Genomic DNA, 11,718 nt, shown 5'->3' on the forward strand with positions numbered 1-11,718 from the left:
ACATACATTATATTTACATTGACATTTACATTTCGTCCGTTATGATGTTTCCCGGACAACGGCCCGGACAACCTGGGCCCCCTTTGGAAACCACCGATGACGGACGCCACGCTTTCCTCCAGCCCTTGCCGCCTGCGGGTGGGCACCAGCGGCTACTCCTATCCGGAGTGGTGCGCCAACGGCTTCTATCCGCCGGATACGCCGGCGCGGGAGATGCTGACCCTGTACGCCCGCCGCTTCACGGCGACCGAATTGAACTACACCTGGTACCAGATGCCCAAGGCGGCCGCCATGGCGCGCATGCTGCCCAATGTGCCGCCCGGTTTCGGTTTCGCCGTCAAGCTGACCCGCACCATGACCCACGAAGTGGATGAACGGCAGTGGCGCGCCCAGACCGCCCTTTTCCGGGAGGGCGTGGCGCCGCTGGTGCAAGCCGGCCGGCTGCTGGCGGTGCTGATCCAACTACCGCCTTCCTTTGAACGAACCGCCGCCCAGCGCCGTTACCTGGCCCACCTGCTGGACGCCCTGGCGGGGCTGCCCCTGGCCATCGAGTTTCGTCACCGCTCGTGGGCCGTGGACCGGGTGTTCGACGAACTTGAAAAACGCCGGGTAACTTTGGTGACAGTGGACGTTCCGCCCCTGCCCCATCTTTTTCCCGCCCTGCCGGTGGTCACCCATCCGGCCCTGTTTTACATCCGCTTTCACGGCCGCAACGCCCGAGGATGGCGCTCGGGCAACATGCAACAACAGTTCGATTACCTGTACAGCGAAGCCGAACTGGCCTCCTGGAGCGGCACCGCCATTGCCGACATGGCGACCCGCGCCCGCAGCGGCCTCATCTTCTTCAACAACCACGTGCGCGCCCAGGCGCCCCGCAACGCCCGGATGCTGATGACCCAACTGGCGTCGACGGCGCCGCACTGCCAAGTGGGCTGATATGGACCGCGACATCATCCACATCAATGTGGCCGATTTCGCCGTGGCCGTGGAACGGTGCCTGGACCCATGCCTGGCGGACCGCCCGGTGATCATCGCCCCCGAAGGCGCCGCCCGGGCCACGGTCTATGACATGAGCGAAGAGGCCTACCGTGCCGGCGTACGCAAGGGCATGCCGCTGCGCAGGGCCCTGCGCCTGGAACGGGGGATCACCGTGCGCCCCCCCAAACCGGCCCGCTATGCGCAAGCCATGACCGACCTGCTGCGTCAGGCCCTGCCCTACTCGCCCCTGATCGAACCGGGCGACCGGGACGGCCACCTGTTCGTGGATGTGACCGGCACCAGCCGCCTTTTCGGTCCGGCCGTGGATGTGGCCTGGCGCATGCGGCGCCAGGCCCGGCGCATGCTGGGACTGGATCCCATCTGGTCCCTGGCCGCCAACAAACGGGTGGCCAAGGTGGCCTCGCGCCTGGTCAAACCCCAAGGCGAATACATCGTGGCGCCGGGCGACGAAGCCGCCTTGCTGGCCCCCCTGCCCCTGTGGCTCATTCCGGGAATCGAAGCCGACGACCTGCAGCGGCTGCACCCGCTGAACCTGCACCGGGTGCAGCAAGTGACCGCCCTGAATCCCGCCCACCTGCAAGTGGTGCTGGGCCACCGCACCGATACGGTACTGGAGGCGCTGCGCGGCGAAGACCGGAGCCCCGTCCTGCCGGTGGGACAAGCCCCGCCCAAGGTGGTGCTGGACCACACCTTCGCCACCGACACCCACGCCCCCAGCGACCTGTACGCCGCCCTCCGGCCCCTGGTGGAAGCCGCCGGCCGCCAACTGCGCCATCAGGGCCGGGTGGCCCGCCGCCTCCTCATCGTGGCTGAATACAGCGACGGCCGGTCGTGGGCCCGCCAACTGCGGGTGGCGCCCCCCAGTGCCAACGACCTGGCCCTCTGGCCCCTGGCCCGCCGGGCGTTGGCCCTGGCCACGGCCCGGCGCATGCGGGTGCGCCACATCCGTCTGATCTGCGACCGCCTGGCCTATCCTCCGGCCCAACTGCCGCTGTTCGCCGCCGAACGCCGCACCGCTTTGCACCGGGAGCGCCTGGTCGACGCCCTGGACCACATCCGGGAACGGTTCGGCCCCCAGGCCGTGGGGTTTGCCATGGGCCTACCGGCCGTCGATCCCTTGCAGATGCGAAATGCCGATTGAAGGACACCGGCCGATTGTATATATGTCGGATGGGCATCCATCGGGATGATCGCAACTCTTGACCCATCAGACCGGAGCAACGCATGCGCATCCAATCCAAGCTGCCCGACGTGGGCACCACCATCTTCACCGTCATGTCTCAACTGGCCGCCGAACACGGGGCCATCAACCTCTCCCAGGGGTTTCCCGACTTCGACGCCCCGGCGGGCCTCGTCGCGCGGGTCCACCATCACATGAGCCAAGGCATGAACCAGTACGCGCCGATGCAGGGCGTTCCCCGGTTGCGGGAAAGCATCGCCCGCAAAACGGCCGACCTCTACCAGGCGCGGGTCGATCCGGAAACCGAGATCACCGTCACCGCCGGCGCCACCGAGGCGCTCTACGCGGCCATCACGGCGGTGGTGCAACCCGGCGACGAGGTGATCGTCCTGGAGCCGGCCTACGACAGCTACGTGCCGGCCATCCAGCTCAGCGGCGGCGTGCCGCGGTTCGTGCCCCTGACCTTTCCCGACTACCGGGTGGACTGGAACCGGGTGCGCGACACCCTGAACGGCCGCACCCGCATGATCATCCTCAACTCCCCCCACAACCCCAGCGGCACGGTCCTGGACGAAGCGGACATGGCGGCCCTGACGGCCCTTTGTGCCGACAGCGACCTGCTCATTCTCAGCGACGAAGTGTATGAACACATCATCTTCGACGGCCGTCCCCACCAGAGTATGCTGCGCCACCCGGCCCTGGCCGCCCGCAGCTTCGTGGTCAGCTCCTTCGGCAAGACCTACCACACCACCGGCTGGAAAACCGGCTACTGCATCGCCCCCGCGCCCCTGAGCGCCGAGTTCCGCAAAATCCACCAGTTTCTCACCTTCACCGCCAACACCCCCGTGCAGTTGGCCTACGCCGACTACATGGAGGACCAGGCGCACTACGCGGCCCTGGCCCGCTTCTACCAAGCCAAGCGGGACCTGTTCCGCGAGTTGATCGGGCCGTCGCGCTTCAAGCCGCTGCCCTGTGCCGGCACCTATTTCCAGGTGCTGGACTACAGCGCCATCACCGACGCACCGGACACCGCCTTCGCCCGGCGCCTGACCACCGAAACCGGCGTGGCGGCCATCCCGCCGTCGGTCTTCCACCACGACGGGCAGGACCACAAAGCGCTGCGTTTCTGCTTCGCCAAACAGGACCAAACCCTGGCCCGGGCCGCGGAAATCCTCTGCCGCTTATGAAATCCCAGCCTTGTGGGAAATAGCCGGATTACGGATCGTCGCCGCGGCCCTCGTTTTTCGGAACCAAAAGAGGCCGCCGGGCAATAACCCCACAGCCCCATTCACAAAGGATAAACTTTATACGACAGGCTTATCTCCCCACCGCATTTTCCAGGCCGGCCTGTTGCCCCCACAACGGGAGGTGGTGTCGGTCGGGGAGTGGTGGGCTGCAGATTGCGGCACGGGTCCTTGGGCTCGCGCAAAAATAAATTCGCATTTGAGGCGCTCGGATTTGGGTCGGATTGGTTTGATCAGCGGATTCAAAACCGGAGGCATAGCGAGCTATTCCGAGGATTTTGAATCCGCTGATCGGACCAAGACGGCCTGAAGCAGGGATGCATAAAATGGGAATTTCTTTTTGCGCGAGCCCTGAGCGCCGGTTGGGGGCGCACGCAGGGTTGTTCGGCCCGCACTGTTTGAGCCCCCAGGCGAGTTTGCGGGCCAAACCCGGAGTGCGCCCCCTACCGGCGCTTGGACCCCGCCGCCTGCAGCCCACCACTCCCCGACCGACACCACCGGCGTTCAATGCTTTCACACTGAAGCCCTGTAACACCATTGTTCAGGGGTTCTTCCGATCAATATGCCGATTGCCCAATGGCCCGCAATCCGCACCGCAGAAGGAAAAATCCTGCCATCTGCATTTTTTGCTTATTCAGGACTTGTGTTCGGCGATCAAGCGGTCCCGCGCATCCCGCAGACGGGTGCTGATGCCCACCTTGTAGATATGGGGATTTTCGAAGCGCTGGTACTCAGCCGGCAGCAGCGCCAGGCGACTGCGGCAAAAGTCGGCGATGGCGGGCAGGTCGGGCGAATCGGCCACGATCCGTCCCTGCTTCATCACCGGTGTCAGCAGCGGCTCCAAAGGACAATCCGCCAAGGGAAAGGATTTGTGGGGCATGAAGGGATGGTGCATCATTGTGATCGGCGGTTCTCCCGCGATACCGACGGCATCGGCGCCCAGAAAGCGCCCTTCGCCGTTGAAGGCCCGAAACACCTGCTTGGCATGGGGCAGGGTGATCTTCTCCACGTTCTCTGAAATTTTGATCAAAGGCTGCCCATCCACGGCGGCCAGCTTGTAAACCCCGTCCAGGGCGGCATCCGGTTGACCGGTCACCAGGTTGGTGCCCACGCCGAACAGATCGATGGGGGCCTCCTGTTCCAGCAAACTCTTGATCACGTACTCGTCCAATTGATTGGAAGCCGCGATTTTCACATCGTGCAACCCGGCCGCGTCCAGCATGGCGCGGCTGCGCTGGGCCAGGTAAGCCAGATCGCCGCTGTCCAGACGGATGGCCTTCAATCGGTGGCCCCGCCGCGCCATCTCCTTGCCCACGGTGATGGCATTGGGGACGCCGCTTTTCAACGTGTCATAGGTATCCACCAACAGGACGCAGTTGTCCGGCCATCCCTCGGCGAACTGGCGAAAGGCGGTCAATTCGTCGGCGCAGCTTTGGATGAAGGAGTGGGCCATGGTGCCCGAAGGCGCCAGGCCGAAGTCCCGCGCGGCGCGCACGTTGCTGGTGGCGGCAAAGCCGCCGATCACCGCCGCCCGGCTGGCATGATAGCCGCCCAAGCCCTGGGCCCGGCGCAACCCGAAATCGATCAGGGTGCGCCCCTGGGCCACCCGTTGCATGCGACTGGCCTTGGTGGCGATCAGGGATTGGAAATTGAGCATGTTGAGCAGCAGGGTTTCGATGAGCTGGGCCTCGATCAAAGGGGCCTCGACCCGCACCACGGGGCGGGTGGGAAACACAAGGTCCCCTTCGCGGCAAGCGTGGATCGTCCCCTGGAAACGGAAACCCTTCAGATACGCCAGAAAATCGGGGTGCATGCCCTGGAACCGCAAAAAAGAGAGGTCCTCGGCATCGAAACGCAGCTTTTCCAAAACCTTCAGCAATTCATGCAGACCGGCGAACACCGTGTAGCCCCCCTTGAAGGGGTTCTTGCGAAAGAAATAGTCGAACACCGCCGTCTGGTCTTTTCGCCCGGAAAGAAAGTACACCTGCCCCATGGCCAACTGATACTGATCGGTGTAGGTGCCGGTGATGTCCATCATGATTGGATCTCCCGGGTTTTGAGAAAGATGATCTCCGGCCACTGCTCGCCCACGTAGTTGAGCCACCATTCGCTGGCGGCCAGGTAGGCCAGGTTGCCTTCCGCATCCACCGCCAGGTTGGCCTGGTTGGCCTTTTCAAAGGCCGTCAGGCGCTGCTTGTCGTCGCACTGCACCCAGCGGGCGGTGGCGTAATCCACCGTCTCATAGACCGCCTCCACCCCGTACTCGTCCCGCAGCCGGGCCATGGTCACGTCGAACTGCAGCACCCCCACCGCCCCCAGGATGAACGCGCTGCCCAGCACCGGCCGGAACAGCTGCACCGCCCCCTCCTCGGCCAACTGGATCAACCCCTTTTGCAACTGTTTGGCTTTGAGGGGCGACTTGAGCAGCACCCGCCGGAAATAATCCGGGGCGAAATTGGGAATGCCGACGAACTGCAGCGGCTCCTTGTCCGAAAAGGTGTCGCCGATCTTGATGGTGCCGTGGTTGTGGATCCCCACGATGTCGCCCGGCCATGCCTCGTCCACCAGGGCGCGGTCCTGGGCCATGAAAATGATGGGGTTGGCCACCACGATCTCCTTGCCCAGCCGGTGGTGGCGCAAACGCATGCCCCGATAAAACCGCCCCGAGCAAATGCGCATGAAGGCGATACGATCGCGATGGGCGGGATCCATATTGGCCTGAATTTTAAACACGAACCCGGAAAAACCCGCCTCTTCGGGCGCCACCATGCGACTGGCGGCCGGGCGCGGTTGTGGCGCCGGGGCGATCTCCAAGAAGGCTTCCAGCATCTCGCCCACCCCGAAATTGTTCACGGCGCTGCCGAAAAAGACCGGCGTCTGGTTGCCTTTCAAATAAGATGGCAAATCGAACGGGTTGGCCGCGCCTTCCAGCAGGGCCACATCCTCGCGCAGCTCATCGGCCTGGCTGCCCAGCAGCCGATCGAGACGCGGGTTGTCCAGATCGTCGAACAACTCACCGTCGTCGCCCAGCCGCTCCTGCCCGGGAGTGAACAATTTCAATGTTTTTCGGTACAGGTTGTAGCTGCCTTTGAACCGCTTGCCCATGCCGATGGGCCAAGTGAGGGGTGCGCACTCGATCTGCAGGTTCTCCTCGATATCGGCCAGGATATCCAACGGCGCCATGCCCTCCCGGTCCAGCTTGTTGATGAAGGTGATGATCGGAGTGTTGCGCATCCGGCACACCTCCATCAACTTGCGGGTCTGGGGCTCCACCCCCTTGACGCTGTCGATCACCATCACCGCGCTGTCCACGGCGGTCAACACCCGGTAGGTGTCCTCGGAAAAGTCCTGATGGCCGGGAGTGTCCAGCAGATTGATCTCGTAGCCGTTGTATTCGAACTTCATCACCGAACTGGTCACCGAAATACCCCGGTCGCGCTCAATGGCCATCCAGTCACTGGTGGCGTGGCGACTCGCTTTACGCGCCTTGACCGCTCCGGCCATCTGGATGGCGCCGCCGAACAGCAGCAACTTTTCCGTCAAAGTGGTCTTGCCGGCATCCGGATGACTGATGATACCGAAGGTGCGACGCCGCTGGATCTCATCCAGCTCCGCGCCATGTGTGGACAATGCATTTGATGTGGCCGTCATGTCTGATCTTCCCATTTACGTGCCCGCTCGGGCACGTTCAATGTCAATGAATCAATATAGTAGCGTCCAACCGTCATCACAAGGTGCGCACCCTTGGCCGGCGGAGGGAAGCGAGTTGGTTGCATAAATCGAAACAGCGATCCAAAGCGGCGACCGCCTCGCCGGGCAGCGCCCTTGACCGTCAGGGGGGCGTGGGGGGAATGGCAGCGAACAGTGGTTGCATGGCGCCGCTTTTAGCGGCTTTAGCGGAGAATGTCAAACCGGTCCGAAATTCTTCCGAACGCTAAGGCAACGTGGTATGTTTCTGCACGGAGGCGGGTGGTCCGAGGGTCGTATAAAGCGCCGCAACATTGTTGCAACGCCGGGCAAATACGGCATCGGAATGGTTTCCTGATAACCGGCATCTGTGCGCAACCTGTCATGGGAGGTGAAATCGGATGAAGAGGCTGAAGCTGATTACGGCATTGCTGCTGGTTTTAACGGCCGCCCTGTTGTGCCTTGCCGACGAACCGGTCCCGGAACCGGACGTGGATCGTACATCGCTGCTCATCCGCGCCGCCGTGGCCCAGACAAAAACACGGGTGACCTACGACGGGTCCTACCGGCGCATCCCTTACCCCGGTGGCGACGTGCCGGCCCACATCGGGGTTTGCACCGATGTGATCATTCGAGCCTACCGTGCGGTGGGCGTGGATCTTCAGGAACGGGTGCATCTGGACATGAAAGCGGCTTTCGATGCCTATCCCCCGAATTGGGGCCTCTCGCGCCCGGATCCCAACATCGATCACCGCCGCGTGCCCAATCTGCAAACCTATTTTCGCCGACGCGGCGCCCAGCTTGCGGTCAGTGATATTGCGGAAGATTACCAGCCGGGGGATATGGTCACCTGGCGTCTGCCGGGCAACCTGCCCCACATCGGCCTGGTGACGGATCAGCCGTCACCCGATGGACGGCGCCGTCTGATCGTCCACAATATCGGCCGCGGCCCCGAGCTCGAGGATGTGCTTTTCGCCTACCCGATCACGGGGCACTACCGCTATCACGAATGGTGATTGCCGACGCCACGCGTCCTTTTCATGATGCTGCTTCAGCCTGCTATATCAACCCGGCCGCCTTCGGGGCGAACATGATGATCTGGGGGAAGAGCGAAAAGAGCAGCACGGCCACCAGCATGAGCAGCAGAAAGGGGATGACGCCTTGGTAGATGTGCGCCAGGGTCACCTCCTCCGGCGCGATCCCCTTCAGATAAAAGATGGTGTAGGCAAAAGGCGGTGTCAGAAAGGAGGTCTGCAGCACCACGATGTTCATGATGGCGAACCAGATGGGGTCGAAACCCAGCGTAATGGCAATGGGGGAAAAGAGCGGCACCACGATCATGACGATGCCGATCCAGTCCAGGAAGGCGCCCATGACGATGATGATGGCCCACATGCAGATCAGGATGCCCCATTTCCCGAAGGGCAGCCCCAATACCAGGCTCTCCACCACTTTGCCGCAGCCCAGGCGCATGAAGACGCTGGTGAAAAAGGAGGCGCCGATCACCACCAGATAGACCATGGCCGAGGTGGTCATGGTGCGAATCGCCGCTTCCTTGAGAACCCCCAGGCGCAGGGCTTTGTAGAAGGCCGCCATGATCACCGCGGCCAAGGCGCCGATGGCCGCGGCCTCGGTGGGTGCGGCCAAGCCGAAGAAGATGGAACCCAGCACCGCCAGAATCAGCAGGCAGACCGGGAACACCGATGTCAGAAACATCTTGGTTTTCTGAAAGATGGTGACCTTGATCTCGCTGGGCGCGATGGCGGGACCCATGGCCGGTTTGATGAAACAGACGACGGCGATGTAAAGCACATACAACCCCGCCAACACCAAGCCGGGGATGAAGGCCCCGATCAGCAGCGCTCCCACCGACACGTTGGCCACCGGCGCGTAGACCAGGATCAGAATGCTGGGCGGTATCAGAATGCCCAGGGCGCCGCCGGCACAAATGGCGCCGGAGGCCAGCGGCTTGCTGTAATTGTATTTCATCATGGCCGGCATGGACATGATGCCCATGGTGACCACCGTGGCGCCCACCACGCCGGTGGCGGCGGCGAAGATGGTGCAGGTGAGCACCGTTGCGATGGCCAGGCCGCCCCGCAATCGCCCCAGCAGCACATACATGGTGTCGTACAGACGCGTGGCGACACCGGACCGTTCGATGACGATGCCCATGAAGACAAACAGAGGGATGGCGATGAGGATGTAGTCGGCGAACACCACATAGAGGCGCAACATGAAGACATTGGCCACCTGGGGCCCGATGAACAGAAAGCCGAAGATGGTGGCGATGCCCGCCAGGGAGAAGCCGATGGGAAAACCCATCAGCACCACGGCGATCAAGGACGACAGCATTAACAGGGTGATCAGTTCTACGCTCATCGGGGCTCCTCTCCTTTGATCAACACATGCAACTCCTTGACGATCTCCACCACCCCTTGCAGCAACAAGAGTACAACACCGGCGAAAATCCATGTCTTATAAGGATAGATGGGGGGCATGAAACCGGTCATGGAACGCTCCTTCAAAGCCCAGGAGTTTTGCAGATGGGGCAGCATCACCCGAAAAATCTGGAACCAGCACAAATAGAAAAGCGTGACAATGAAGATCACCTTCAGGGCCGCATTGACCCGCCGCGGCATTTTATTGGTAATCAGGTCGACGCTCACATGGCCGCCGATCTGCCAAGTGTAACCCATTCCCAGCACCAGCACGAGACTGGAGAGAAAATAGGTGGCGTCGAAACTCCATTGCGTCGGCTGATTGAAAGCATACCGGGCCACGACCTCGTAGCTCAAAGTGAGGATGAGCAGGAAGATCAGAAAGGAAAACCCCTTGGCGATATATTCGTTGCATTTGTTGATCGCCTTCATCAACCCCTTCAGCGCAACCATGGGCGCACTCCTTTGCCTTTGTTGTTTCCCGTTCCTCGCAAGCGCTCGACTCATCCACCGTGGCCGCAGGGCGGCACCCCATGCGGGATGCCGCCCGCCGAAGGGCAATTACCGCACGGGGATCATGAAGTGCTCGTAGTCGACGAATTTATCCCAGAACTCCTTGACCGAATTCCAGGTCTTGGTGTAGTGGGCGTTGTTCTTGGCCGCCACGTCGTTGTCCAGCCAGTCCCAGGCCTTTGTGCGGAATGCGCGCTGGGCCTCGTCGGACACGCGGGTAAACACCTTGTCGCGGGATTTCCAAAACTCGAAGGTCTCGAAACCCAGAACGATATCCTGGGTCCAACTCCACAGCGTGGTTGCCATGGCCGCGGATTGCAGCATCTGCTTGTAAATCTCGGGCAGTGCGTCGTACTTCTGCTTGTTGAAGCCGAATTCGAAGTAGCAAGTGGGTTGATGCATGCCGGGGCCGGCCACATACTTGGTCACCTCGTGGAACCCCTGCTGCCGGTTCACGATGGGGCTGCTGAACTCGGTGGCATCCAGGATGCCGCGCTCCAAAGAGGGGTAAAGCTCGGTACCCGGCAGCATGGTGACCGACACCCCCATACCTTTGAGGATCTCTCCCCACCAGCCCGGTGCACGATATTTCAGTCCCACGAAATCTTCCAATGTCTCCAACGGCTTGTTGGAGTGGGCCAACAACTCCGGATGGGTCACGCCACCGGGAATGGAATAGACGTTGGCGCCGATCTCGTCGTACATCTCCTGCATCAACTCCTTGCCGCCGTAGGCGTAGAGCCAGGTAGTGTGCATCAACGGCTCCAGCGACATGGGAATGGAAGCGAAGAAGGGCGCCGAGGGGTGCTTGCTCATCCAGTAGCCGGGCCAACTGTGGTAGGCGTCGATGGTGCCGGTGGAGGTGGCGTCCAGCACTTCCAAGCCGCCCACCACGGCGCCGGCCGGCAGAACGTCGATTTTGAAATTGCCGCCGCTCATCTGCTCCACCCGCTTGGCCATATCCTCTGCCATCTGGTGCAGCAACCATCCCTGGGCCCAGGTGGTCTGCAAGGTCCAGTTCACCTTGGGCAGCGGATCGACGACGGCACCGGGCTGCTCCGCCGCCTTTTCACCGCAACCGGCGAGCAACAGCGGAAACACCATCAGTGTGACAATCAAGCCTGTAATCAATCGTTTTGTTTTCAATTGCTTTGCCTCCCCTTGTTTTGGTTTGTTGCGTCGGGGAAAACCCCGTCTGAAGATGAGCGATTACCGGTTATGCCAATGCCGGGTGTGCCTGTTCGCCACCAACGGCGTCGAAACCCCCGATACAAAACACCCCGTCATATTCCAGCGGTTGATGCAACTTGCAGACCAGCGCATTGGACAATCTCCCATGCGGGTCAATTCCCCTTTCACTATCCGGGCGAAAAGACTCCCCGCCTTCCCTTTTGCCCCTTGAAACAACACGGACCGGTTGCGTGGGCATACGGCACCGCCCACAGTCCTGTCGGTGGACGGCCAAGTGTTCTAAATGGTCTACACACGTTCGTCGTTTTTTTAGATGGCCCTGCGATAGATCATATCGGCCTGTTAATATTGCCTTTATCTCAAAAACCCCGCAAAATGACTGCGGATTCGAAGGGCATAACATCAATTGAAACACCGTTATTGAATCGCCTTCATTCATTTTAAAGGCCTGCATCCACTGGAC

9 protein-coding genes are annotated in these 11,718 nt (G+C 61.6%); 4 read left to right on the forward strand and 5 right to left on the reverse strand.

The window, feature by feature from the left end:
• The first annotated feature begins 96 nt into the window (after window positions 1-96).
• The 3 genes from MRX98_RS13375 (at window position 97) to MRX98_RS13385 (ending at window position 3,366) form a co-directional block, all read left to right on the forward strand.
• The gene (locus tag MRX98_RS13375; RefSeq protein ID WP_246909612.1) at window positions 97-936 is read left to right on the forward strand and encodes a DUF72 domain-containing protein; all 840 of its coding nucleotides are present in this window, start codon (window positions 97-99) and stop codon (window positions 934-936) included.
• Between the two features lies 1 nt (window position 937).
• Window positions 938-2,140, forward strand: coding sequence for a DNA polymerase Y family protein (locus MRX98_RS13380; protein ID WP_246909614.1), 1,203 nt, complete (start codon window positions 938-940; stop codon window positions 2,138-2,140).
• Window positions 2,141-2,223: 83 nt separating this feature from the next.
• Entirely contained in the window at window positions 2,224-3,366 is a 1,143-nt protein-coding gene (locus MRX98_RS13385; RefSeq protein WP_246909616.1) for a pyridoxal phosphate-dependent aminotransferase, read from the forward strand.
• 691 nt (window positions 3,367-4,057) lie between these two features.
• On the opposite strand, the gene MRX98_RS13390 is transcribed toward MRX98_RS13385, so the two are convergent.
• Both MRX98_RS13390 and MRX98_RS13395 read right to left on the reverse strand, forming a co-directional pair.
• On the reverse strand, window positions 4,058-5,461 hold the full coding sequence (locus MRX98_RS13390; RefSeq protein WP_246909618.1) for a nicotinate phosphoribosyltransferase: 1,404 nt from the start codon (window positions 5,459-5,461) through the stop codon (window positions 4,058-4,060).
• Window positions 5,458-7,074 carry a peptide chain release factor 3 gene (locus tag MRX98_RS13395; RefSeq protein WP_246909625.1) on the reverse strand — a complete coding sequence of 539 codons (1,617 nt, stop codon included), beginning with the start codon at window positions 7,072-7,074 and terminating at the stop codon, window positions 5,458-5,460. The genes MRX98_RS13390 and MRX98_RS13395 overlap by 4 nt, the downstream gene beginning before the upstream one ends.
• 437 nt (window positions 7,075-7,511) lie before the next feature.
• On the opposite strand from MRX98_RS13395, the gene MRX98_RS13400 reads away from it, so the two are divergent.
• Complete coding sequence (locus tag MRX98_RS13400) at window positions 7,512-8,126, forward strand: DUF1287 domain-containing protein (protein WP_246909632.1); 615 nt, start codon at window positions 7,512-7,514, stop codon at window positions 8,124-8,126.
• A gap of 43 nt (window positions 8,127-8,169) precedes the next feature.
• Here MRX98_RS13400 and MRX98_RS13405 read toward each other — a convergent pair whose 3' ends face one another.
• The 3 genes from MRX98_RS13405 to MRX98_RS13415 all read right to left on the reverse strand — a co-directional run bounded on the left by MRX98_RS13405 (window position 8,170) and on the right by MRX98_RS13415 (window position 11,210).
• Window positions 8,170-9,492 carry a TRAP transporter large permease gene (locus tag MRX98_RS13405; RefSeq protein WP_246909633.1) on the reverse strand — a complete coding sequence of 441 codons (1,323 nt, stop codon included), beginning with the start codon at window positions 9,490-9,492 and terminating at the stop codon, window positions 8,170-8,172.
• A complete protein-coding gene (locus MRX98_RS13410) occupies window positions 9,489-10,004 on the reverse strand; it encodes a TRAP transporter small permease subunit (RefSeq protein ID WP_246909640.1) in 516 nt (171 codons plus the stop codon). The genes MRX98_RS13405 and MRX98_RS13410 overlap by 4 nt, the downstream gene beginning before the upstream one ends.
• Before the next feature lie 108 nt (window positions 10,005-10,112).
• The gene (locus MRX98_RS13415) at window positions 10,113-11,210 is read right to left on the reverse strand and encodes a TRAP transporter substrate-binding protein (RefSeq protein ID WP_246909642.1); all 1,098 of its coding nucleotides are present in this window, start codon (window positions 11,208-11,210) and stop codon (window positions 10,113-10,115) included.
• Window positions 11,211-11,718 lie beyond the last annotated feature (508 nt).

The organism is Desulfatitalea alkaliphila (assembly GCF_022968795.1).
Taxonomy (GTDB): Bacteria; Desulfobacterota; Desulfobacteria; order Desulfobacterales; family Desulfosarcinaceae; genus Desulfatitalea; species Desulfatitalea alkaliphila.